The sequence below is a fragment of the Bradyrhizobium sp. STM 3566 genome (assembly GCF_045571445.1).
Classification (GTDB): Bacteria; Pseudomonadota; Alphaproteobacteria; order Rhizobiales; family Xanthobacteraceae; genus Bradyrhizobium; species Bradyrhizobium vignae.
The window spans coordinates 330,561-352,054 of record NZ_CP120692.1 but is presented as its reverse complement, the minus strand read 5'-3'; the positions used below and the strand labels follow the sequence as shown (position 1 = coordinate 352,054).

General features: G+C 65.1%; 25 protein-coding genes. 17 read left to right on the top strand and 8 right to left on the bottom strand.

Annotated features, from left to right (window positions below; translation table 11 throughout):
- The first annotated feature begins 65 nt into the window (after positions 1-65).
- Complete coding sequence (locus P6U27_RS01680; protein WP_122400384.1) at positions 66-827, top strand: GyrI-like domain-containing protein; 762 nt, start codon at positions 66-68, stop codon at positions 825-827.
- Positions 828-832: 5 nt separating this feature from the next.
- The gene (locus P6U27_RS01675) at positions 833-1,534 is read left to right on the top strand and encodes an SIMPL domain-containing protein (protein WP_162500063.1); all 702 of its coding nucleotides are present in this window, start codon (positions 833-835) and stop codon (positions 1,532-1,534) included.
- Between the two features lie 224 nt (positions 1,535-1,758).
- Here the strand turns inward: P6U27_RS01675 and P6U27_RS01670 are convergent, their stop codons facing one another.
- Positions 1,759-2,823, bottom strand: coding sequence for an MBL fold metallo-hydrolase (locus P6U27_RS01670; RefSeq protein WP_164937107.1), 1,065 nt, complete (start codon positions 2,821-2,823; stop codon positions 1,759-1,761).
- Positions 2,824-3,278: 455 nt separating this feature from the next.
- Here P6U27_RS01670 and ffh point away from each other — a divergent pair, with 455 nt between their 5' ends.
- The 7 genes from ffh to P6U27_RS01635 all read left to right on the top strand — a co-directional run bounded on the left by ffh (position 3,279) and on the right by P6U27_RS01635 (position 9,353).
- Positions 3,279-4,826, top strand: coding sequence for a signal recognition particle protein (gene ffh, locus P6U27_RS01665; protein ID WP_122400382.1), 1,548 nt, complete (start codon positions 3,279-3,281; stop codon positions 4,824-4,826).
- Between the two features lie 86 nt (positions 4,827-4,912).
- Positions 4,913-5,245, top strand: a complete 333-nt coding sequence (gene rpsP / locus P6U27_RS01660) for a 30S ribosomal protein S16 (RefSeq protein WP_122400381.1) — start codon at positions 4,913-4,915, stop codon at positions 5,243-5,245.
- A gap of 9 nt (positions 5,246-5,254) precedes the next feature.
- Positions 5,255-5,812, top strand: coding sequence for a ribosome maturation factor RimM (gene rimM, locus P6U27_RS01655; protein WP_122400380.1), 558 nt, complete (start codon positions 5,255-5,257; stop codon positions 5,810-5,812).
- Between the two features lie 127 nt (positions 5,813-5,939).
- The gene (gene trmD, locus P6U27_RS01650; protein ID WP_122400379.1) at positions 5,940-6,695 is read left to right on the top strand and encodes a tRNA (guanosine(37)-N1)-methyltransferase TrmD; all 756 of its coding nucleotides are present in this window, start codon (positions 5,940-5,942) and stop codon (positions 6,693-6,695) included.
- Between the two features lie 111 nt (positions 6,696-6,806).
- Complete coding sequence (rplS, locus tag P6U27_RS01645) at positions 6,807-7,187, top strand: 50S ribosomal protein L19 (protein WP_027573014.1); 381 nt, start codon at positions 6,807-6,809, stop codon at positions 7,185-7,187.
- 455 nt (positions 7,188-7,642) lie between these two features.
- Entirely contained in the window at positions 7,643-9,049 is a 1,407-nt protein-coding gene (leuC, locus tag P6U27_RS01640) for a 3-isopropylmalate dehydratase large subunit (protein ID WP_122400378.1), read from the top strand.
- A gap of 94 nt (positions 9,050-9,143) precedes the next feature.
- Positions 9,144-9,353, top strand: coding sequence for a hypothetical protein (locus tag P6U27_RS01635; RefSeq protein WP_122400377.1), 210 nt, complete (start codon positions 9,144-9,146; stop codon positions 9,351-9,353).
- A gap of 140 nt (positions 9,354-9,493) precedes the next feature.
- On the opposite strand, the gene P6U27_RS01630 is transcribed toward P6U27_RS01635, so the two are convergent.
- Complete coding sequence (locus P6U27_RS01630) at positions 9,494-10,033, bottom strand: hypothetical protein (protein ID WP_122400376.1); 540 nt, start codon at positions 10,031-10,033, stop codon at positions 9,494-9,496.
- Positions 10,034-10,211: 178 nt separating this feature from the next.
- Between P6U27_RS01630 and P6U27_RS01625 the strand changes: the two genes are divergently transcribed.
- Complete coding sequence (locus P6U27_RS01625) at positions 10,212-10,511, top strand: DUF1330 domain-containing protein (protein WP_162500061.1); 300 nt, start codon at positions 10,212-10,214, stop codon at positions 10,509-10,511.
- Positions 10,512-10,608: 97 nt separating this feature from the next.
- On the opposite strand, the gene P6U27_RS01620 is transcribed toward P6U27_RS01625, so the two are convergent.
- Entirely contained in the window at positions 10,609-10,875 is a 267-nt protein-coding gene (locus tag P6U27_RS01620; protein WP_122400374.1) for a hypothetical protein, read from the bottom strand.
- A 52-nt stretch (positions 10,876-10,927) separates the two neighbouring features.
- Positions 10,928-11,209 (bottom strand): hypothetical protein, encoded by a 282-nt coding sequence (locus P6U27_RS01615; protein ID WP_164937106.1) that lies wholly within the window; start codon positions 11,207-11,209, stop codon positions 10,928-10,930.
- 156 nt (positions 11,210-11,365) lie between these two features.
- Between P6U27_RS01615 and P6U27_RS01610 the strand changes: the two genes are divergently transcribed.
- The 3 genes from P6U27_RS01610 to P6U27_RS01600 all read left to right on the top strand — a co-directional run bounded on the left by P6U27_RS01610 (position 11,366) and on the right by P6U27_RS01600 (position 13,430).
- On the top strand, positions 11,366-11,764 hold the full coding sequence (locus P6U27_RS01610) for a metallopeptidase family protein (RefSeq protein ID WP_122400373.1): 399 nt from the start codon (positions 11,366-11,368) through the stop codon (positions 11,762-11,764).
- 196 nt (positions 11,765-11,960) lie between these two features.
- On the top strand, positions 11,961-12,566 hold the full coding sequence (gene leuD, locus P6U27_RS01605) for a 3-isopropylmalate dehydratase small subunit (RefSeq protein ID WP_122400372.1): 606 nt from the start codon (positions 11,961-11,963) through the stop codon (positions 12,564-12,566).
- Between the two features lie 78 nt (positions 12,567-12,644).
- On the top strand, positions 12,645-13,430 hold the full coding sequence (locus P6U27_RS01600) for a hypothetical protein (protein WP_129145067.1): 786 nt from the start codon (positions 12,645-12,647) through the stop codon (positions 13,428-13,430).
- A 236-nt stretch (positions 13,431-13,666) separates the two neighbouring features.
- Here P6U27_RS01600 and P6U27_RS01595 read toward each other — a convergent pair whose 3' ends face one another.
- On the bottom strand, positions 13,667-14,548 hold the full coding sequence (locus P6U27_RS01595; RefSeq protein WP_122400370.1) for a CoA ester lyase: 882 nt from the start codon (positions 14,546-14,548) through the stop codon (positions 13,667-13,669).
- A 110-nt stretch (positions 14,549-14,658) separates the two neighbouring features.
- Between P6U27_RS01595 and P6U27_RS01590 the strand changes: the two genes are divergently transcribed.
- On the top strand, positions 14,659-15,303 hold the full coding sequence (locus P6U27_RS01590; protein WP_122400369.1) for a carbonic anhydrase: 645 nt from the start codon (positions 14,659-14,661) through the stop codon (positions 15,301-15,303).
- A gap of 142 nt (positions 15,304-15,445) precedes the next feature.
- Here the strand turns inward: P6U27_RS01590 and P6U27_RS01585 are convergent, their stop codons facing one another.
- The gene (locus P6U27_RS01585) at positions 15,446-16,480 is read right to left on the bottom strand and encodes an aspartate-semialdehyde dehydrogenase (RefSeq protein WP_122400368.1); all 1,035 of its coding nucleotides are present in this window, start codon (positions 16,478-16,480) and stop codon (positions 15,446-15,448) included.
- A 116-nt stretch (positions 16,481-16,596) separates the two neighbouring features.
- Here P6U27_RS01585 and P6U27_RS01580 point away from each other — a divergent pair, with 116 nt between their 5' ends.
- Together P6U27_RS01580 and P6U27_RS01575 are read left to right on the top strand one after the other, a co-directional pair.
- Entirely contained in the window at positions 16,597-17,385 is a 789-nt protein-coding gene (locus P6U27_RS01580; protein ID WP_122400367.1) for a hypothetical protein, read from the top strand.
- Positions 17,386-17,541: 156 nt separating this feature from the next.
- The gene (locus P6U27_RS01575; protein ID WP_122400366.1) at positions 17,542-17,925 is read left to right on the top strand and encodes a hypothetical protein; all 384 of its coding nucleotides are present in this window, start codon (positions 17,542-17,544) and stop codon (positions 17,923-17,925) included.
- Between the two features lie 185 nt (positions 17,926-18,110).
- On the opposite strand, the gene P6U27_RS01570 is transcribed toward P6U27_RS01575, so the two are convergent.
- Together P6U27_RS01570 and leuB are read right to left on the bottom strand one after the other, a co-directional pair.
- Positions 18,111-18,749: a DapH/DapD/GlmU-related protein gene (locus P6U27_RS01570; protein WP_122400365.1), complete on the bottom strand. Its 639-nt coding sequence runs from the start codon at positions 18,747-18,749 to the stop codon at positions 18,111-18,113.
- Between the two features lie 100 nt (positions 18,750-18,849).
- On the bottom strand, positions 18,850-19,962 hold the full coding sequence (gene leuB, locus P6U27_RS01565) for a 3-isopropylmalate dehydrogenase (protein WP_122400364.1): 1,113 nt from the start codon (positions 19,960-19,962) through the stop codon (positions 18,850-18,852).
- Positions 19,963-20,228: 266 nt separating this feature from the next.
- Between leuB and P6U27_RS01560 the strand changes: the two genes are divergently transcribed.
- Positions 20,229-21,428, top strand: coding sequence for a YbfB/YjiJ family MFS transporter (locus P6U27_RS01560; RefSeq protein WP_129145061.1), 1,200 nt, complete (start codon positions 20,229-20,231; stop codon positions 21,426-21,428).
- Positions 21,429-21,494: the final 66 nt, after the last annotated feature.

Genomic DNA, 21,494 nt, shown 5'->3' with positions numbered 1-21,494 from the left:
GGACGCTAAAGCCGGATTTGGGCCTTGGTGGGCAAGGTCTTGGGGAGAATCTTGGGGAGAATAAAATGATCAGGTTTCGTCGTTTCGCTCTGACCGCACTGGTCCCGGCAGCGGTCCTGTCGCTTGGCCTGTCATTTGGACTGCGCGAGGTTCTGGCGCAAACCCCGAGCCCGGCGCCCGCCGCGTCGGTCAGCCCCTCGCCGGCCCCGTCGGCCTCGCCCTCCCCCGCACCTTTGGCAACACCCGCCCCAGCGGCCAGCGCCTCACCCGCTCCTTCAGCATCGCCAGCACCCGCGGCCAGTGCCGCGCCCAGCCCGACCGCCCCACCGCCCGCCGCGGCCGCTACTCCTGCCCCGGTGCAGACCGCCGATCCCTTTGGCCTCGAAACCACGCTCGAGGCCAAGAAGGTCGTGATGGTCAAGGGCACGGCCAATTGGGACTCGGCCTTCGACACCCTGATCGATGCCTTCAAGGCGCTGAACACGCTGTTGGACAAGCAGGGCATCAAGCCATCAGGCAATTCGATGATCGTCTACACCTCGACCGACGACACCGGCTTCACCTTCCTCGCCGAGATCCCGGTCGACCAGGAGCCCAAGAACCTGCCCAAGGACATGAGCATCGGCAAATCGCCTGAAGGCAAGGCGCTGAAATTCGTCCATCGCGGCTCCTACGACAACATGGACAACACCTATGAGGCGATCACCAATCACCTCGACGACAAGAAGCTGGAAGCCAAGGACACCTTCATCGAGGAGTACCTCACCGATCCCCTGAAGACGGCGGAGGACAAGCTCGTGATCAATGTTTTCGTGCCGCTGAAGTGAGACTGATGCAAAAGCCTGCCCTGCTCGCCGCCGTTTTCGCCACCGCCGTGCTGACCGCCTCCGCACGCGCCGACGATTTTCCGTCCGCCATCACGGTGAGCGGCGAGGCCACGATTTCCGCGGCGCCCGATCTCGCGCACATCGATGCCGGCGTCGCCAACGACGCCAAGACGGCGAAAGAAGCCTCCGATGCCAACAACGCCGCGATGGGCAAGGTGCTGCTGGCGCTGAAGGGCGCAGGGATCGCCGAGACGGATTACCAGACCTCGCGCCTGTCGCTGCAGCCGCAATACGGCCAGAACAAATCCACCGGTGCTTCGCCCGTGGTCGGCTTTCGCGCCTCCAACCGCGTCACCGTCAAGATCCGCGACGTGACCAAGGTGGCCGGCATCATCGACACGCTGGTCAGCGCCGGCGCCAACGACATCGGCAACATCTCCTTCGAGGTGACGCAGGCGTCAAAACTGCTCGACGACGCGCGCGAGCAGGCGGTGGCGGACGCCCGCCGCAAGGCGGAGATTTATGCCAAGGCCACCGGCGTCACGCTGGGCGCGCCGCTCAACGTGTCGGAGGGCGGCGGCCCAGTACCGCTGTTCAAGGCGCGGATGGCGACGGCCCCGATGGCTGCGCCGGCCGCCGTTGCGCCGGGCGAGGAAACGCTGTCGGTGACGGTGAATGTGAGCTGGGCGATCAAGCAGGGACAGTAGGCCGTAAGAGGCACACTGCGCGATCCAATTTCGCTGTCGTCCCCGCGAACGCGATGGCGAGCGCGGGGACCCATAACCAGAGAACAATGTGGGGCAGAACTCCCACTCCGAGTCGTCGCCAAACATCTCCCTTGGATATGGGTCTCGGATCTGCGCGCGCTCGAGGCGCGCCTGTCCGGGACGACGGGCTGTATGTGTGGTGACAGCGGAGTAAATCGCGCGCGCTAAATCTCCACGACCTGCCCGGGCTGCATCGCCACGAACCGCTCCTGAGGAATGTTCGCGGCATCGAGGGCCTCGACCAGCGCCTTGGCCGGCGCGTCGATTGCTTCGTCGGTGAGCTGGAACGTGCCGTGGTGATGCCCGAGCGCGGCCTCGGCGCCGCAATCGGCCAGCGCCTTCACGGCGTCTTCGGGATTCATGTGCTGGTCCCGCATGAACCAGCGCGGCTCGTAGGCACCGATCGGAAGAATCGCCAGGCGCAGCTTCCCGTGCTTCTCGGCGACGCGGCGAAAGTGCCTGCCGTCGCCATAGCCGGAATCGCAGACGACGTAGATCTTGCCGGCCGGCGTCTCCAACACGAAACTCGCCCACAGCGCCTTGTTGCGGTCGAACAGGCCGCGCGCGGTCCAATGCCGGGTCGGCACCAGATGCACGGCGACGCCTTCGCCGAGCTCGACGCGATCGTGCCAGTCGAATGCTTCGGCCTTGATGGTGGGATCGGCGCTGCGCATCGTGACGTCGTTGCCGAGCGGGGTGACCACGCGCGGAGCGAAATTCTTGGTGAGCCGCGACAGCGTCGCGATGTCCAGATGATCGTAGTGCCCGTGCGAGACCAGCACGACGTCGATCTTCGGCAGCTTCTCGAAGGCGATGCCGGGATCGTTGTGCCGCTTCGGTCCGGCCCAGGCGACCGGAGAGACCCGCATTGACCAGACAGGATCGATGAGGATGTTGAGACCGCCCGCCTGGATCAGCCAGCTGGCGTGGCCGACGAAGGAGAGCCGCACCTTGTCACCGTCGACACGCTCCGGCGGGGTGTCGGCATGGGCGCTGGGAGCCCAGTCCGGCCATTTCGCGCGCTGCCGGCCGCCGTCGAACTGCCAGCGCAAAACCTCTCGAAGCGATTTCGGCGGCGCCCCGTCCGGATCGAAGAAGTGCAGGCCGTTGAAATGGTCGGAGGCGGGGCCGTCATAGGTTTTCATGCTGGACATCCAGAAGGAGGGGATGCCGACCAGAGCACCGGCTCCGGCGAGCAGTCCGAATAGGCGGCGGCGGGTGACCGGCACGGCGGGCTACCAGGGATGGTCGGGACGGTAAGGCATCACCGGCTATATGGGCCAGCCTGGCGGAAAAGGAACCCGTCACCAAAAGGGGCACATTTTCAGTATCTTGCCCTACCAAAGGCACGGCGGCATCCTAACTTTCCTTGACTTTTGGGCGTGAGCGGCGTTTAACCCCGCCACTTTCTCGGAAAGGCTTTCTTTTCGACCCGCCGACCGGCCCTCGAGGCCGGAGGTCAACGCCCGACAGCGCTGTGCGCCCTCGGGCGCAAAGGTGTTTGGAAGATCGTTTGCCAGGAAGGTGGTCATCCCCCGCGAAGGCGGGGGATCCAGTACCCCCGAGGCGGCTCGGCTGGACCCGAGAAGTCGCGGCGTACTGGATGCCCCGCCTCCGCGGGGCATGACAGCGGTGAATAACGGAGCGCTCTTCCCGTCGGGAAGGCAGCAACAGGACAACGGCATTGTTCGACAATCTGTCGGAACGGCTTGGTGGCATTCTCGATCGTCTGACGGGGCGCGGTGCGCTGACCGAAAAGGACGTCGACGCCGCAATGCGCGAAGTGCGCCGCGCGCTGCTCGAGGCCGACGTCGCGCTCGAGGTGGTGCGCAGCTTCACCGAGCGCGTCCGCGAGCAGGCGATCGGCGCCACCGTCGTGAAGTCGGTCACCCCCGGTCAGATGGTGGTCAAGATCGTCCATGACGAGCTGATCAACACGCTCGGCGCCGAAGGCCAGACCATCGACGTCAATGCCGTGCCGCCGGTGCCGATCATGATGGTCGGTCTGCAGGGCTCCGGTAAGACCACCACCACCGCAAAGCTCGCCCGCCGCCTGGTCCAGCGCGACAAGCGCAAGGTGCTGATGGCCTCGCTCGACGTCTACCGCCCCGCGGCGATGGAACAGCTGGCCGTGCTCGGCCGCGACCTCGACATTCCGACCCTGCCGATCGTGGCGGGTCAGCAGCCGCCGCAGATCGCCAAGCGCGCGCTGGAAGCCGGCAAGCTCGGCGGCTACGACATCGTGCTGCTCGACACCGCCGGCCGCACCACGCTCGACGAAGAGATGATGGCGGAAGCGGCTGCAATCAAAGCCGCCGCCAATCCGCACGAAGTGCTGCTGGTTGCGGACTCGCTCACCGGCCAGGACGCCGTGAATCTCGCGCGCTCGTTCGATCAGCGCGTCGGCCTCACCGGCATCGTGCTGACCCGCGTCGACGGCGACGGCCGCGGCGGCGCCGCGCTGTCGATGCGCGCCGTCACCGGCAAGCCGATCAAGCTGATCGGCACCGGCGAAAAAACCGATGCGCTGGAAGATTTCCATCCTGATCGTATCGCCGGACGCATCCTCGGCATGGGCGACGTGGTCTCGCTGGTCGAGCGTGCCGCCGCCAATATCGACGCCGAAAAGGCCGCGCGCACCGCCGAGCGCATGCGCAAGGGTCAGTTCGACCTCAACGACATGCGCGAGCAGCTGTTGCAGATGTCCAACATGGGCGGCATCAGCGGCCTGATGGGCATGATGCCCGGCATCTCCAAGATGAAGAACCAGATCGCGGCGGCCGGCATCGACGACAAGATCCTGAAGCGCCAGGTCGCGATCATCGATTCCATGACGCGCGAGGAGCGCCGTCATCCGGACCTGCTCAAGGCCAGCCGCAAGAAGCGCATCGCGGCCGGCAGCGGCCAGAGCGTCGAGCACGTCAACAAGCTGCTCAAGATGCACCGGAACATGGCCGACATGATGAAGGCCATGGGCTCGGGCAAGCGCGGCCCGCTCGCCGGCATCGCGCAGGCGATGGGTTTTGGTGGCGGCATGAAGATGCCCTCGCCGGAAGAGATGAAAGCGCTGCAGGAGAAGATGCAGGGTGGCGGCGGACAAGGCCTGCCCAACCTGCCGAAGGATCTGCCGCCTGGTCTTCGCACTGGCCTGCCGAACCTTCCTGGTCTCACCGGGCTGAGCGGCAAGCCAACGCTGCCGGGCCTCGGCGGTTTCCCGGGCAAGAAGAAATGAGGAATTCGTCGCGGGGGACCGCAACAGGCCTCACGCAACGCGGAATACCAATCAACCGAACAAAACGTACTTTGAAGGAGAACTGAATGTCCGTCGTTATCCGCCTCGCTCGCGCAGGCACCAAGAAGCGTCCCGTCTATCACGTCGTCGTCGCCGACTCGCGCTTTCCGCGTGATGGCCGCTTCATCGAGCGTCTCGGCCATTTCAACCCGCTGCTGCCGAAGGACAACGAGACCCGCCTCAAGCTCGACATGGAGAAGGTGAAGGCCTGGCTCGCCAAGGGCGCGCAGCCGTCGGATCGCGTGGCGCGTTTCCTCGACGCCGCCGGCGTCAAGAAGCGCGAAGCGCGCAACAACCCTGAGAAGGCCGTGCCGCGCAAGGAGCGCAAGGCGCAGGCCGAAGCCGCCGCCAAGGGCTGAGGCTAGGACATGTCGGCGCTGGTCTGCGTCGCGCGGATCGGCGCCGCGCATGGTGTGCGCGGTGCGGTCAAGCTGTGGACCTTCACCGAAGATCCGTTTGCCGTCAGGCGCTACGGGCCGCTTCTCGCCAAGGACGGCAAGCGCCAGTTCGAGGTCGCGACGGCGCGCGAGGCGAAAGATCATCTGGTGGCGACGTTCAAGGGCGTCACGACCCGCGATGAGGCCGAGCGCCTCAACGGCGTCGAGCTCTACGTTCCGCGCGAAAAGCTGCCCGCGACCGACGAGGACGAATATTACCACACCGATCTGATCGGGCTCGCCGCCGTCACCACGGACGGCGAGACGCTCGGCCGCGTGCTCGCGATCCATAATTTCGGCGCCGGCGACATCATCGAGATTGCCCCGCCCAAGGGCGCGACGATGCTGCTGCCGTTCTCCAACGCCGTGGTGCCGGAGGTCGACATCGAGGGCGGCCGCGTCGTGATCGCGCCGCCGCTCGAGATCGAGGGCGAGGAGCGGGGCGAAACTCTCGCTCCGAGTCGTCGCCGCGAAAGCGGGGACCCATAACCACAAGCCGTGGTTTTTGGCTAAGCTGGAGCCTCCAACCATCGCAAAACTGGCTGCGCTGGTTATGGGTCCCTGATCTGCGCGCGCTTGAGGCGCGCTTGTCGGGGACGGCGAGAACTGAGATCGAATGACCAACCCCTCACCCTGGCGCGCAACCGTGCTGACGCTGTTTCCGGAGATGTTTCCGGGACCGCTCGGCGTGAGTCTGGCCGGCCGGGCGCTGGCCGCCGGGCTGTGGCAGCTCGAGGCGCGCGATATCCGGGCCTCGGCCACCGATCGCCACCGCAGCGTCGATGACACCCCGGCCGGCGGCGGGCCGGGCATGGTGCTGCGGGCGGATGTGCTGGCGGCGGCCATCGATGCCGCTGGGATTGGTGCTGAGCGGCCGCGCTTGCTGATGAGCCCCCGCGGTCGGCCATTGACCCAGGTCCGGGTGGTCGAGCTCGCCCAAGGCCCCGGGCCCCTGATCGTCTGCGGACGGTTCGAGGGGGTAGACCAGCGGGTGATCGACCGGCGCGGCCTGGAGGAGGTCTCGATCGGCGATTACGTCCTGTCGGGGGGTGAAATCGCGGCCTTCGCCCTGATCGACGCCTGTGTTCGGCTCCTGCCGGGCGTGATGGGCAAGGAGGCCTCGGGAACCGAGGAAAGTTTTTCGGACGGCCTTCTGGAATACCCCCAATACACCCGCCCGCAGCTGTTCGAGGGGGTTCCGATCCCGGGGGTCCTCACCTCGGGCGACCACGCCAAGGTGGCGGCCTGGCGGCGGGCCGAATCCGAGGCCCTGACGGCGGCCCGACGGCCGGATCTATGGGCTCAAATCCCGGTCAAGGCCCCGAATCGGGCCGGCCGCCAAAAAACGCCAAAAAACAAGACAGACGGGTGACAAACGCTCCGGCTTGCCTTATAGGAGCGGCCAAATCCGCAATGGCTGGATAGACGAATTTCACGCAGCCCCCGTTTCTTCAAGGCTGGGCGCGCCGATGGAGATTTACCCATGAACCTGATCAAGCAGCTCGAACAAGAGCAATTCGACAAGCTGTCCGCTGGCAAGGACATTCCGGAATTCGGCCCCGGCGACACCGTGATCGTCAACGTGAAGGTCGTCGAGGGCGACCGCACCCGCGTGCAGGCCTATGAGGGCGTCTGCATCGGCCGTTCCGGCGGCGGTCTCAACGAGAGCTTCACCGTCCGCAAGATCTCCTATGGCGAGGGCGTGGAGCGCGTGTTCCCCGTGATGTCGCCGATGATCGACTCGATCAAGGTGGTGCGTCGCGGCAAGGTGCGTCGCGCCAAGCTCTATTACCTCCGCAATCTCCGCGGCAAGTCGGCCCGCATCGTCGAGAAGCAGGACCGCGCTGCTGCCGTCGGCGAGTAAACCTCGCCACCTGGCAAGTTTTTCGAAAGCGCGGGGCTCGGCTCCGCGCTTTTTTGTTGCGTCAGTGCGGCGCGCAAGGTGCCCGTCCCTCACCCTGAGGAGCGCGGAACGCGCGTCTCGAAGGGCGAGGCCACCGGCCGGGCCTTCATCCTTCGAGACGCGCGCCAAGAGCGCGCTCCTCATGCATGGTGTGCGTGGCGGTCATTTGAAACCACTCGCGATTCCAGTTCGGCCTGCTATATATTCTTGGAATGTTTCCAGATCTGACCAGCTTCGCCCCCGTCCAGCGCATCGTCATCGACGATCGCTCGCGGCTGCCTGGCCGGTTCTTCGGACGCTTCGCGACCTCGGCAACGTCAGAGCTTACGCGCGCAGCCTAAAAGCTGCGCTGACGATTTTGTTGCCCGCGCGCCAGGCGCGCTATCCGCTTACCAACATTCCCGGAGCTCAAGCTCATGTCCAAGCCGACCACCCTGTACGACAAGATCTGGAACGACCACCTGGTGCACGAAGCCGAGGACGGCACCTGCCTGCTCTATATCGATCGTCACCTGGTGCATGAGGTGACCTCGCCGCAGGCGTTCGAAGGCCTGCGCGCGACGGGGCGCAAGGTCCACGCGCCCGAGAAGACGCTCGCGGTCGTCGACCACAACGTGCCGACCACCGATCGCACCAAGCCGAATCCGGATCCTGAGAGCATCGAGCAGATCAAGGCGCTGGCCGAGAACGCCAGGGAATTCGGCATCGAATATTACAACGAGTTCGACAAGCGCCAGGGCATCGTCCACGTCATCGGCCCCGAGCAGGGCTTTACCCTGCCCGGCACCACCATCGTCTGCGGTGACAGCCACACCTCGACGCATGGTGCGTTCGGCGCGCTCGCCCACGGCATCGGCACGAGCGAGGTCGAGCACGTGCTGGCGACGCAGACGCTGATCCAGAAGAAGGCCAAGAACATGCGCGTCACCGTCGACGGCAAATTGCCCGACGGCGTGACCGGCAAGGACATCATCCTCGCCATCATCGGCGAGATCGGCACCGCGGGCGGCACCGGCTACGTGCTGGAATATGCGGGCGATGCGATCCGCGCGCTCTCGATGGAAGGCCGCATGACGGTCTGCAACATGTCGATCGAGGGCGGCGCCCGCGCCGGCCTCGTTGCGCCCGACCAGAAGGCCTTCGACTTCCTGCGCGACCGGCCGAAGTCGCCGAAGGGCGCGGCCTGGGATGCGGCAATGCGCTATTGGGAGACGCTGCGCTCCGACGAAGGCGCGCATTTCGATCACGAGCTGCGCCTCGATGCTGCAAAACTGCCGCCGATCGTGACCTGGGGCACCTCGCCCGAAGACGTGATCTCGGTGACCGGCATCGTGCCCGATCCCGACAAGATCGAGGACGAGGCCAAGCGCATCTCCAAGCATCGCGCGCTGAAGTACATGGGCCTGACCGCGGGGACGAAGATCACCGACATCAAGCTCGACCGCGTCTTCATCGGCTCCTGCACCAACGGCCGCATCGAAGACTTACGCGCAGCGGCGAAGATTGCTGAAGGCAAGACCGTTTCGGCGAACGTCAACGCCATGGTCGTGCCGGGCTCCGGCATCGTGAAGGAGCAGGCCGAGGCTGAAGGTCTGGACAAGATCTTCATCAAGGCCGGCTTCGAATGGCGCGAGCCGGGCTGCTCGATGTGCCTTGCGATGAACCCGGACAAGCTGAAGCCGGAAGAGCGCTGCGCCTCGACCTCGAACCGCAACTTCGAGGGCCGCCAAGGCTTCAAGGGCCGCACGCATCTGGTGTCGCCGGCGATGGCGGCGGCCGCGGCGATCGCGGGTCACTTCGTCGACGTCCGGGAGTGGCGCTAAGCCGGTTCCTGCAATTGTAGCGATCGCGGCAAAGCGCCGTTAAGCGCCCACAACGACACTGCGTCCTCGCGACGATCTCGCGAGGACGCAAGCCATGGCCAACAAGCCTGAATATGTCGACCTGATCAGCGAAGCGACGCGCCAGCACCGCCGGCGTGCGGCGCCGCTGCGCGTCGTTGCCAAGCCGGAGGTGGAGGAGACGTCAAAGCTCAGCCGCTGGCCGCCGGCGATGTTTCGGCAGTGGAAGCTCGAGAATCTGATGCGGTGGAAGGCTTCGTCTTGGAAGCTGAAGGATTGGCTCTGAGTTAAAGCGCCGCCATTATCCACGGTCATTCCGGGCGATGCGAAGCATCGAACCAGGGTGCGCTATTGCGCACCCGAGAATCTCGAGATTCCAGGTCTGGCGCTTGCGCCGCCATCCCGGAATGACGGTGCTAAATCACCTCACCAATAATACCGGTACGGATAGTGCCAGCGGGGCCAGCGGCAGACGCGGCGCGGGCCGTAATAGGTCCAGATGATCCGGCAGCGACGCGGATAGTGATAGTAGGGATAGTAGCCCCCGACATAATAGCGCCGGTGGAAGTGACGATAGCCGTAATGGGGACGATAGATCCCGTAACGATGATAGCCGCCATAGTGGCGAAATCCGCCGTAACGAATGCCGCCGCCGTGAAAGGCCGGCGCAGCGCGGAAGCCGCCGCCATGGAAGCCGCCACCGCGGAAGCCGCCGAAATGTCCGCCACCGCCGCGGAAGCCACCACCGCCGTGGAAATGACCGCCACCGCCATGTCCGCCGCCGCCGTGACGTATCTGCGTGACGAGATCGTCGGTCGCGGCCTTCGTCGCGGGTGACGTCGCCGGATTGATCAAGGTGAGTGCTTCAGCGCGACGCGCGGTGCCGGCCGACAGCATCAGCGTCGCGGCGGCCGCGATCCCGAGCACGCGCATCGGGCGAGCCCGACGACCCAACATCCTCAGCATGGAACCCTCCCTGAATCTGGACAGCAGAGCTGCGACGCGACGTCTCGGCCGTGCCATCGCTGTTCAATTACGGTCGCTCCCAAGATTAAATTGCGGACGGCGATGTGAACGCGCCATGAATGAACGACACTGGGCCTCGGCGATGCGACGCAGTGCCGCGACGGAAGGAATTTTGCAAATGACTGTCTACGCCATTGCGCAATTGAAGATGACGGACCGCGCAGCTTATGACCGCTATCAGGCGCGGTTCTTCGACGTGTTCAGAAAGTACAACGGGCGCCTGCTCGCCGCCGACGAACATCCGCGCGTACTCGAGGGCGCGTGGCCGCATGACAAGCTTGTCATGATGTCGTTTGCCGACGAGGCCGCATTCCTCGCCTTCTCGAACTCGCCCGAGTACGAAGAGATCTCGCGTGATCGCAAAGCCGGCGCACAGGCGACCGTGCTGCTGGTCAGGGGATTCGACCCCGCGGGCTAAAGTGCGATGAGATTTGGATGAATCGTCATCGCGCTTCAGCTTGTTGTTTACGCATGATCTTTCCGGACAACCGCTTCGCACTTTTCCGGATCATGCTTTAGCGCGTCCAGAACGGCCCGTAGCCGAACACGAAAGGTACCGGCACGCGGTAAGGATAAGGACGATAGTAGACGGGCCGCGCGTAGTAGCGTGGATCGTGGCGCGCAGCAGGCCGCGCAATGTCACGGGCTCGCGCGTGTCGCCGGACATCGAAAACCGCGATCCCCGCCGACGCCTCCGGTATCGTCGCCCTTTGCGCCGCGGAAGCGCGAGGCACGCCGGCAGCGAGCGCCACGGCAATAGCCAATCCAATCCATCGCGCCATCACGACCCTCACGAGGCCACGGCGCTGTTGGCTGGCGCGGGCATTGAACTGGTCAGCCCCGGCGCCAGTAGCAGCTCACGCGCGGCACGATCACCGTGCCGCTCGGCCGGTACTCCTGCACATAGGTCGCGTTGCAGACGCGGACCGCGTCGGGGCCGGGATTGTAGCGCGGATAGACGCCATCCGGGCTGTAATAGGGCGTGACGCGCAAGCGCGCCGGGGGCCGCTTGCGCAGCGGGGGTATGTCGTCAGGCGGAACCGCCTGGGCGAAGCGAATCTCGGGGTCGGCGGTCTGCGCTTCCGCGCCAACGCAAAACTGCGAAAACAACCCCATGCACAGTAGAGTCAGCGCTGTTTTCGCTCGCATTTTTCCGCCCACCTGAAACGTCCCATTCAAGGCCCACGCTCCCCGTTTTGGTCGCGCCCGTCAACCTCGCCGCGCTTATAAAGCCAGATGCATCGCCGCGGAACCCGCGGTAAGAAGGGGTCCATGTGGACGGAATTGAAAGCGCCGTCGCTGGCCGAGATGGAAGCGATGGCTCACGATGTGTTCGAGCGCCTGCCGGTGGAATTTCGCAAGCTCTGCGAGGGCGTGATTGTCCGCGTCGACGACTTCCCGACCGAGGAGGTCCTGGACGAAATGGACTGCGAGAGCGAGTTCGACCTGCTCGGCCTGTTCCAGGGCGTCGGCCTGCCGCATCAGAGCTTTGGCGACGTGGCGCGGCTGCCCAACATGGTGTGGCTCTACCGCCGGCCGATCCTGGATTATTGGGCCGAGCACGACGAAAGCCTCGGCCATATCGTCCGCCACGTCCTGATCCATGAGATCGGCCACCATTTCGGCCTTTCGGACGACGATATGGCCGCGATTGAGGCCAAGGCGGAGTAGAGCGGAGCTTCTTCACCTCTCCCCGGCGGGGAGAGGTGAAATCCCAAGGGAGAGGTGAAATCCCGACGCCGCACCAGTCCAGCCTCATACCCCGCAAGCAGGAGAGGTAAGGCAGACCTGCCCAATTCGGCCTAGGATTCGGCCCCCGATCGCGATAAATACCGGCTCCCTGAACCACGTGCGGGAAAGCGCAACCATGGACAAGTTCACCACGCTGGAAGGCGTCGCGGCGCCGCTGAAGATCGTCAATGTCGATACCGACATGATCATTCCGAAGCAGTACCTCAAGACCATCAAGCGCACCGGCCTTGGCAAGGGGCTCTTCTCCGAGCAGCGCTACAAGGACGACGGCAGCGAGAACCCGGATTTCGTTCTCAACCAGCCCGCCTATCGCAACGCGAAGGTGCTGGTCGCCGGCGACAATTTCGGCTGCGGCTCGAGCCGCGAGCACGCGCCCTGGGCGCTGCTCGACTTCGGCATCCGCTGCGTGATCTCGACCTCGTTCGGCGACATCTTCTACAACAACTGCTTCAAGAACGGCATTCTGCCGATCCGCGTCTCGCAGGAAGATCTCGACAAGCTGTTCGACGACGCCGAGCGCGGCGCCAACGCGACGCTGACGATCGACCTGCCGAACCAGGAGATCCGCGGCCCCGACGGCGGCAAGGTCAAGTTCGAGATCGATCCGTTCCGCAAGCACTGTCTCATCAACGGTCTCGACGACATCGGCCTCACCATGGAGAAGAAGGCCTCGATCGATTCCTATGAAGAGAAACTCAAGCGCGAGCGCGCCTGGGCCTGATCTCGGATTTTCGTTCGAGCCCCGGTGCTGTCAGCGCCGGGGCTTTTTCTTTGCCCTGCTTATCCGTATGGCTCGCGCATGCTCCCCGAGATCGTCACCTTCTGGCATGGCCCGATGGATGCGCTGCGCCAGACCTGTCTGCGCTCGCAGCTCGCTGCCGGCCACAAGGTCACGGTCTACAGCTTCGACACCATTCCCGGCCTGCCCGCCGGCGTTGCCAACGCCGAGGCCGAGGCGATCCTGCCGCACGCATTCTCCGAGCGGTTGCGGCCGCCGCAGCCCGACGGCAGCTGGCGTGACTGGACCACGCTGCAGTTCAGCGACTTCTTCCGCATGAAGCTGATGGCGAAGGGCCTCGGCCTCTGGCTCGACGCCGACGTGCTGCTCTTGAAGCCCGTCGAGATCGATCCGGCAAAACCCTATTTCGCCTGGGAGCGGCCGCGCCAGCTCGGCAATTCCGTGCTCTATCTTCCGCCCGAGCACGGCATCGTCGCCGCCTTCGAAGAGCTGATGGAGCAGGAGGAGCTGACGCCGAACTGGCTCTCGGTGCGCCACCGCATCACCTTCATGATGCGCCGCCTGCGCGGCGGCTCGAACCGGCTCTCGGACATTCGCGTCGCGATCTACGGGCCTGCGGCGCTCACCGCGCTCGCGCGCCGCACCGGTGAATTGCAGAACGCGTTGCCAAAACAGTCGTTCTACGCCGTGCATGCCGAGCCAAAATTGTTCTTCGACCCCTCGAGCTATCTCGGCCTCGTCACCAATCCCGAGATCATCGGCCTGCACATCTCCCCCAAGGGCCGCGGCGGCGAGAAGCCGATTCCCGGCAGCCTGTATGCGTGGGCGGCGGAGCGGTTTAGCTAACTGTCGCGCAAGAGATGCGCTGCAGCTCGCAGGCTTATGGAGCCTTCCGAGCAAACGCCTCGTCCTTCGAGACGACCGCTTCCAGCGGTCTCCTCAGGATGAGGCTAACGGGCATAGGAGCCTGTAGAAACCGTTGCCGCACACTCCGTCCTCATCCTGACGGTTATTGCGCGAATGCCCCGACGCTGGAGTCGCTCGGCCGTGCCGATCTCGTGCCGCGCCGAGATCGTGCGTGCTCAGGACTTCCCCATCGCCGCAATCGCATCCGCGATCTCGATCGTGCGGCGGGCCATGTCGGCGTGCAGGCGCTCCACCATGGCGCCGTCGAGACGGATCGCGCCGCGCGAAGCATTCTCCGGCAATTCGAACGCCGCGATGATCTTTCGGGCGCGCGCGACTTCTTCTTCAGGCGGGGTGAAGATCGCGTTGCAGGCGTCGATCTGTGAGGGATGGATCAGCGTCTTGCCGTCGAAGCCGAGGTCGCGGCCTTGCGCGCATTCGGTGGCGAAACCGTCGGAATTGGCGATGTCGCTGTAGGGGCCGTCGAGGATTTCGAGGCCATGGGCGCGCGCCGCCAGGATGCAGTGGGTGATCATCGGGATCATCGCGGCGCGGCCCGGCAGCATCCGGATCCGCGTCTCGCGCGAGATGTCGTTCGGGCCGAACACGAAACCGGAGAGGCGGGTCGATGGATCGCGGCCGGCGGCGGACAGCTCCTCGGCATGGAGCACCGCGCGCGCGGTCTCGATCATGGCCCAGACTTTCACGGTCGGCGCGGCGCCAAGCTCGGCCAGCTTACGGCCGATCGCATTGAGATCTTCGATGCTTGAAACTTTTGGAACCAGGATGCCGTCGGGCGATGCCTTGGCGGCCATCGCGACGTCATCGGCCCACCAGGCCGTGTCCAGACCGTTGGTCCGGATCAGGATCTCGCGCTTGCCGAACCCCTTGGCCGAAATCGCAGCGGCGATCCCGTCGCGGGCCATCGCCTTGGCTTCGGGGGCGACCGAGTCTTCCAGATCGAGGATCAGGCCGTCGGCGGCCAGATTCCGTGCCTTTTCCAGCGCGCGGGGGTTGGATCCGGGCATGAACAAATGGCTGCGGCGCGGGCGGGTCATGCGATCGTTCCTTCCGGTTTCCTCGTCTGTCTTCTGACCTGAGCCGTAGCACTTGGCATGCCTATTCGAAAGGCTTGTTCGGTCCCGGGCTCTATGGTTAGGCATAGGCCATGACGACATTCCCGAAGCATTTGCTGGAAGGCTACAAGGCCTTCGCCACCCAGCGGCTGCCTGCCGAGCAGAGCCGCTACCGCGAGCTGTCGGTGAAAGGACAGTCGCCGGAAGTGATGGTGATCGGCTGCTGCGACAGCCGCGTCTCGCCCGAGGTGATCTTCGACGTCGGCCCCGGCGAATTGTTCGTCGTCCGCAACATCGCCAATCTGGTGCCGACCTATCAGCCCGACGAGAGCGCGCATGGTGTCTCGGCGGCGCTGGAATATGCGGTGACGGTGCTGAAGGTGAAGCACATCGTGGTGCTCGGCCACGCGCAATGCGGCGGCATCCGCGCCTTCGTCGACAAGATCGAGCCGCTGACGCCCGGTGACTTCATCGGCAAATGGATGCAGATGTTCATCAAGCCCGGCGAAGTGGTCGAGCAGCGCGAGCACGAGACCATGGCGCAGTTCGTCGAGCGCATCGAGAAGGCCGCGGTGTTCCGCAGCCTGGAGAACCTGATGACCTTCCCGTTCGTGCGCAAGGCCGTCGAGAGCGGCCAGATGCAGACCCACGGCGCCTATTTCGGCGTCGCGGAGGGGACTTTGTTCGTGCTGGACAAGGCAAGCAAGGAATTCAAGAGCGCGCGCGGCGAGGCTTGAGCGGCTTCGTATACTGCCGCATCAAACGAGATCGTCGTCCCGGACAAGCGCAGCGAAGCGGAGCGCAAATCCGGGGACCAATACTCCCGGGACCAATCGAGGCGCGAAGGCGTAACTCCGGGTCCCCGTAACCACGTCTCCCTTACGCCGCCTTCTTCTTCGCGCTGATCAGCTTGCGGTTGATCAGGACTTCCGCGATCTGGATCGCATTGAGCGCGGCGCCCTTGCGCAGATTGTCGGACACGCACCAGAACGCGAGACCGTTCTCCACCGTCGCATCCTCGCGGATGCGGCTGATATAGGTGGCGTCCTCGCCGGCGGCTTCGTATGGGGTCGCGTAGCCGCCGGGCTCCTGCTTGTCGATGACGAGGCAGCCGGGCGCCTTGCGCAGGATCTCGCGGGCTTCGTCCGCGCTGATCGGATTCTCGAACTCGATGTTGACGGCCTCGGAGTGGCCGACGAAGACAGGCACGCGCACGCAGGTCGCCGAGAGCTTGATCTTGGGATCAAGGATCTTCTTGGTCTCCGCCATCATCTTCCACTCTTCCTTGGTGTAGCCGTCTTCCATGAAGACGTCGATGTGGGGGATGACGTTGAAGGCGATGCGCTTGGGGAATTTCTTCGCGACCAGCTCGTCATTGGTGTAGACGGCCTTGGTCTGCGAGAACAGTTCGTCCATCGCGTCCTTGCCGGCGCCCGACACCGATTGATAGGTCGAGACCACGACGCGCTTGATCGTCGCCTTGTCGTGCAGCGGCTTCAGCGCGACCACGAGCTGCGCGGTCGAGCAGTTCGGGTTGGCGATGATGTTCTTCTTCTTGAAACCTTCGGTCGCGCCTGCGTTCACTTCCGGCACGATCAGCGGCACGTCCGGGTCCATGCGCCAGGCCGAGGAATTGTCGATCACGACGGCGCCGGCGGCGCCGATCTGCGGCGACCATTCCTTCGACACCGCGCCGCCCGCCGACATCAGGCAGATGTCGACGTCGGAGAAGTCGTAATGCTCGAGCGCTTTGACCTTGAGGGTGCGGTCGCCATAGGAGACCTCGACGCCGACGCTGCGGCGCGACGCCAGGGCCACGACCTCGTCCGCGGGGAATTTGCGCTCATCGAGGATGTTGAGCATTTCCCGACCGACATTGCCGGTCGCGCCGACGACTGCGACTTTGTAACCCATCGTTCACTCTCCGATGAAAAAGCCCGTTCCTGAAGCTGACGCTTAAACAGGAAGAGCAGCGCTTCTATGCGAGAACCGGCCTCAAGACAACGTGGGACCATGCCTGAAGGCCGTGGATGCAGTCGCCTGAGGCCAGCACGGCCGTTAGCCCTACCCAGATCCAGCTGGCGCTCCTGGCCGTTGCCGACGAGGTCGTCGGCACGCTGGCGCGCCTGATCGCCTATGTAGGGGCGCTCGCCCTGCTTGCCATCCTCGCCGTCGCAGCGCTCGGCCAGCTGCCTGACTTGCGCGACGATGAGCCGGCGGACAAGCCAGGCTGGAGCGTGGCCGACCGCTCGCATCCGGCCTTCGCCGTCAGCCGATTCGATTCATCAGATAAAACAGCATCTTACACCATCCTCAGGCATCCCGAAGGCGGCCGCAGGGACGTGCTGCGCTGGACCGACGCGGCGGACAAGCCTGTAGCCGAGCTCGAAATCTACCGCCAAGGCGCCGAATTCGACGTGACACGGCCGGCGGCCGCGGGTCTGGCCGCCCAGATGGGGTTGGGGACGGTCACCCCGCTCGAGCAGGCCGGCCTGATCGACACCAAATTCGGCCCCGTCGCGCTGTTCCGGCCAACCGGCACGATCGAGGGTGCGCAGGGCTGCCTCGGCTACCTCAAGCGCAGCGAGGAGCCGGGCTTGCAGATCTCCGGCTTCTCCTGCCAGGGCGACAGCCTTCCCGCGACGCGCGCGGCGATCGCCTGCACGCTGAACCGGCTGACGCTGCTGACCTCGGGCAACGAGCCAAAGCTGGCGGAAATGTTCGCCCATGCCGAGCTCAAGCGCCGCTCGTGCGATTCGCGGGGCTCACCGGACTGGCTGCTCGGCGCCGCCAATGCGCAATTGCGCGGGACGCTTTGACCGGCATCAAGCTCAAGTGGCTGGTTTGCATGCAACTTTTGCCGGCGCGCACGATTATTCCGCGTTGGTGTGACCCAATAGACCTAGTTGCGGTCACCCCGGGCGCGCTAGTATGGGGTGAAATCGACTGGCGGCTTGCCGCCTGAAGGGGACGTGATGAGCTCGAAATTTTCTGCGGCGAACAAATTGGCGACCTGGCTTGCGGCAGGCGCCGTGATTGCCATGTCCGTCGCGACGCCAGCCTCCGCCGACACCAGGACCAAGCGCTATGACGAGCGCGGCCGCCCCTACTATGGCCCGAGCGGCCCCAACGCGGTCTATCAGCAAGGCCGCACTCGCATCTATGTGAGCAAGCGCTCCTGGCTCGACGGCGGCACCGAGGTCAATCCGGGCGACCGCAAGTTCACCGACTACGCCTTCCCGCCGGCAGTGGGCTATCCGTCCTTCGCGCGCGAGAACCTCAACCGCCCGATCGACCGTCAGCCGCTCTCGCCCCCGCAGGATGTCGGCGGCTATCCGCAGAATTTCCCGCTGTACTGAGCGGGCTGATCTTTCCGAATCAAAATGGCCGGGCTCGCGCCCGGCCGATTTTGTTTTTGCGCGATGCCGTAGGGCACTCCTGCCTCTCCATCGTCATTGCGAGCGCAGCGAAGCAAATCCAGAATCTTTCCGCGGAACGATTCTGGATTGCTTCGTCGCTTCGCTCCGCGCAATGACGGCTGAGACTATGCGTTCGCTGCCGGATCATAGCGCCGGCAAAATTCTTCGATCGCCTCGGAGCGAAAATCGGCGAGACGCTCGAAGATGAGCGCATCCGGCCAATCCCACCAGGCGATGCGGCGCAGGCTTGCCGCAACGGCATCCGGAAAGCGTTTGCGGATGGGCCGTGCGGGAACGCCGCCGACGATGGTGTAGGGCTCGACATCACGGCTGACGACCGCGCCTGCGGCAATCACCGCGCCGTCACCGACGCTCACACCCGGCAGCAAGATGGCGGCGTGGCCGATCCAGACGTCATTGCCGACGATGACGCGATCGCCGCGGCGGCCTGCGAAGAAGTCGCGGTCGCGCGTCGCCGACGCCTCGTAATATTCAGGGCAATAGGTGAAGCGATGCTGGGACGGCCGGCCCATCGGATGGTTCGGCGCGCCGATCCGCACCGCATTGGCGATGGCCGTGAACTTGCCGATTGTCGCATCGGCGACGTCGCAGTTCTCGCCGAGATAGGAGTAGTCGCCAAGCGAGGCATATTCGATCCGGGTATGGCTGAGGATCTCGCAGCGCCGCCCGATCTGCGCCTCGCGCTGGCGCACCGTTTCATGGATGGTGGTTTCCGCGATCTTGGGGCGGGGTGAGGCATCCATGAGGGAGCTCCGATAGCAGGTGCGTAGGGTGGGTTAGCCCTGCGACTGCGCGAAGCGCATTTCGCACGGCTAACCCACCCTACGAAAGCCGTGCTTTTGGCTACGCGTGCAGCTTCTGCAATTCCTTCAAAATCGCTTCGCCCATCTGCGTGGTCGAGGCCGCCGTGGTGCCTTCCGACTTGATGTCGGCGGTACGCAGGCCGCTGGCCAGCACCGCGGCGATCGCGGCGTCGACCTTGTCAGCGAGATCGCCCATGTCGAAGGAATAGCGCAGCGCCATGCCGAAGGACGAGATCATCGCAATCGGATTGGCGAGGCCCTTGCCGGCGATATCGGGCGCCGAGCCGTGCACGGGCTCGTACAGCGCCTTGCGCTTCTTGCTCTTGACGTCGACCTCGCCGAGCGAGGCCGAGGGCAGCATGCCGAGCGATCCCGTCAGCATCGCCGCGATGTCGGAGAGCATGTCGCCGAACAGGTTGTCGGTGACGATGACGTCGAACTGCTTCGGCCACTTCACCAGCATCATGCCGCCGGAGTCAGCAAGCTGGTGCTCGAGCGTGACGTCGGGATATTCGCGCTTGTGGACCTGAGTCATGACCTCGTTCCAGAGCACGCCCGACTTCATGACGTTGCGCTTCTCCATGGACGTCACCTTGTTCTTGCGCTTCCTGGCAAGCTCGAAGGCGACGCGGCCGATGCGCTCGATCTCATAGGTGTCGTAGACCTGGGTATCGATCGCGCGCTTCTGGCCGTTGCCGAGATCGGTGATGGTCTTGGGCTCGCCGAAATAGACGCCTCCGGTGAGCTCGCGCACGATGACGATGTCGAGGCCCTCGACCGCCTCGCGCTTCAGGCTGGAGGCATCGGCCAGCGCCGGGTAGCACACGGCCGGGCGGAGGTTCGCGAACAGGGCAAGATCCTTGCGCAGGCGCAAGAGACCAGCTTCGGGGCGCACCTCGTAAGGCACCGCATCCCATTTCGGGCCGCCGACTGCGCCGAAGATCACGGCGTCGGCGTCCTTGGCCTTGGCCATGTCGCCCTCGGAGATCGAGACCTTGTGGGCATCATAGGCCGAGCCGCCGACGAGGCCGGTGTCGGTCTCGAACTTGGCGATCCCGGCCGAATTGAGCCAATCGATCAGCCGCTTCACCTCGCCCATCACCTCGGGGCCGATACCGTCGCCGGGGAGCAGCAGCAATTTGTGGGTCGCCATGGTCGTTCTACCTCCGTTGCGTCATGGCCGGGCATAGCCGGCCAAAGGACGGCGTCGCTTCCGCTCGCCTATGTTCCGGCCATCCACGTCCTTGGCTTGCGGGGCGAAGAACGTGGATGCCCGGCACAAGGCCGGGCATGACGGCATCTCGTGAATTTCGGCCGGAGTGCTAGAGCGGCGTTGCGCGCTTGGCAAGACACCATTGCCGCGCCGCGGCTGTGCAAGACCGGCAGGGCCTGCCACAGTGCGGGTTGCCGGAGTACCCCTTGCACGCCCCTGACCGTCCCCCGAACCCGCATCCTGCGCGGCTGATCCTGACCCTCTCGCTGGCGGCAACGGTCGGGCTCGGCATCGGCCGCTTCGCCTATGCGCTGGTGCTGCCCGACATGCGGGAGGACCTTGGCTGGTCCTACTCGGCGGCCGGTTTCATGAACACCATCAACGCCGTCGGCTACCTCGTGGGCGCGCTTGTCGCGTCGCGGCTGATCCAGCGCGTCGGCTGGTCAGCCGCAATCCGCGGCGGAACCCTGGCCTGTGTCGCCGCGCTCGCGACCTGCGCGCTATCAGGCAATTTCGTCGCGTTGAGCCTGGCGCGCCTCGTGCTGGGCCTGGGCGCAGCGGCGGGCTTCGTCGCCGGCGGCGCGCTGGCCGCGACCATTGTGCAGTCGCAGCCCGCGCGCGCCAATTTCCTGCTCAGCCTGTTCTACGCCGGGCCGGGCATCGGCATTCTATCATCCGGGTTGATCGCCCCGTTCACGCTGCAATATTTCGGACCCGGCTCGTGGTGGATCGTCTGGTGGGCGCTGACGCTGCTGTCCGTCGCGATGACGATCCCGCTGTTCCTGATCCGCATCGAAAGCGGCGCGCGTTTCTCGGAAGGCAGTCACGCATCGTTCGCGATCCTGCCGGTGCTGATCTATCTCGCCGGCTACTTCCTGTTCGGCGCGGGTTATATCGCCTACATGACCTTCATGATCGCCTATGTGCGCGACGGCGGCGGCGGCGCTGCGGCGCAGGCGGCGTTCTGGAGCCTGATCGGTCTGTCCGCCTTCGTCACCCCCTGGGCCTGGCGCGGTGTGCTGGCGCTCGACCGCGGCGGGCTCGCCACCGCGATCATCCTCGGCACCAACGCGTTGGGGGCCGCCCTGCCGATGCTCGGGCATTCGCCGGCCTGGCTCGCGATCTCGGCGGTCGTGTTCGGCGTCGCCTTCTTCGCCGTGGTCGGCTCAACCACCGCCTTCGTCCGCTTCAACTATCCGCCCGAGGTGTGGCCGACCGCGATCGCAGCGATGACGATCTCGTTCGGCGTCGGCCAGACGCTCGGCCCGATCGTGGTGGGTGCGGTCACGGATGCGCTGGGGAGCTTGAGCTACGCGCTGAACGTCTCGGCCGCACTGCTGGCGCTCGGGGCGGTGGCGGCGCTGTGCCAGCGGAAGGTGGGGCCGGCCAGGCAATCGGTGCCGTAGGGCGAGCAAAGGCGCGAAGCGCCGTGCCCACCATCTCCTTCATCATGGATGGAATGGTGGGCACGC

Coding starts and splice junctions, on each gene's coding strand:
- P6U27_RS01630 (WP_122400376.1), bottom strand. CDS start 10,033: ATGCTGAGGATGTTGGGTCGTCGGGCTCGCCCGATGCGCGTGCTCGGG.
- leuC (WP_122400378.1), top strand. CDS start 7,643: ATGTCCAAGCCGACCACCCTGTACGACAAGATCTGGAACGACCACCTG.
- rimM (WP_122400380.1), top strand. CDS start 5,255: ATGTCGGCGCTGGTCTGCGTCGCGCGGATCGGCGCCGCGCATGGTGTG.
- P6U27_RS01570 (WP_122400365.1), bottom strand. CDS start 18,749: ATGGATGCCTCACCCCGCCCCAAGATCGCGGAAACCACCATCCATGAA.
- P6U27_RS01600 (WP_129145067.1), top strand. CDS start 12,645: ATGCTCCCCGAGATCGTCACCTTCTGGCATGGCCCGATGGATGCGCTG.
- P6U27_RS01580 (WP_122400367.1), top strand. CDS start 16,597: ATGCAGTCGCCTGAGGCCAGCACGGCCGTTAGCCCTACCCAGATCCAG.
- leuD (WP_122400372.1), top strand. CDS start 11,961: ATGGACAAGTTCACCACGCTGGAAGGCGTCGCGGCGCCGCTGAAGATC.
- P6U27_RS01585 (WP_122400368.1), bottom strand. CDS start 16,480: ATGGGTTACAAAGTCGCAGTCGTCGGCGCGACCGGCAATGTCGGTCGG.
- P6U27_RS01635 (WP_122400377.1), top strand. CDS start 9,144: ATGGCCAACAAGCCTGAATATGTCGACCTGATCAGCGAAGCGACGCGC.
- P6U27_RS01675 (WP_162500063.1), top strand. CDS start 833: ATGCAAAAGCCTGCCCTGCTCGCCGCCGTTTTCGCCACCGCCGTGCTG.
- P6U27_RS01610 (WP_122400373.1), top strand. CDS start 11,366: ATGTGGACGGAATTGAAAGCGCCGTCGCTGGCCGAGATGGAAGCGATG.
- leuB (WP_122400364.1), bottom strand. CDS start 19,962: ATGGCGACCCACAAATTGCTGCTGCTCCCCGGCGACGGTATCGGCCCC.
- P6U27_RS01615 (WP_164937106.1), bottom strand. CDS start 11,209: ATGGGGTTGTTTTCGCAGTTTTGCGTTGGCGCGGAAGCGCAGACCGCC.
- P6U27_RS01620 (WP_122400374.1), bottom strand. CDS start 10,875: ATGGCGCGATGGATTGGATTGGCTATTGCCGTGGCGCTCGCTGCCGGC.
- P6U27_RS01680 (WP_122400384.1), top strand. CDS start 66: ATGATCAGGTTTCGTCGTTTCGCTCTGACCGCACTGGTCCCGGCAGCG.
- rpsP (WP_122400381.1), top strand. CDS start 4,913: ATGTCCGTCGTTATCCGCCTCGCTCGCGCAGGCACCAAGAAGCGTCCC.
- P6U27_RS01625 (WP_162500061.1), top strand. CDS start 10,212: ATGACTGTCTACGCCATTGCGCAATTGAAGATGACGGACCGCGCAGCT.
- P6U27_RS01575 (WP_122400366.1), top strand. CDS start 17,542: ATGAGCTCGAAATTTTCTGCGGCGAACAAATTGGCGACCTGGCTTGCG.
- P6U27_RS01590 (WP_122400369.1), top strand. CDS start 14,659: ATGACGACATTCCCGAAGCATTTGCTGGAAGGCTACAAGGCCTTCGCC.
- P6U27_RS01595 (WP_122400370.1), bottom strand. CDS start 14,548: ATGACCCGCCCGCGCCGCAGCCATTTGTTCATGCCCGGATCCAACCCC.
- trmD (WP_122400379.1), top strand. CDS start 5,940: ATGACCAACCCCTCACCCTGGCGCGCAACCGTGCTGACGCTGTTTCCG.
- rplS (WP_027573014.1), top strand. CDS start 6,807: ATGAACCTGATCAAGCAGCTCGAACAAGAGCAATTCGACAAGCTGTCC.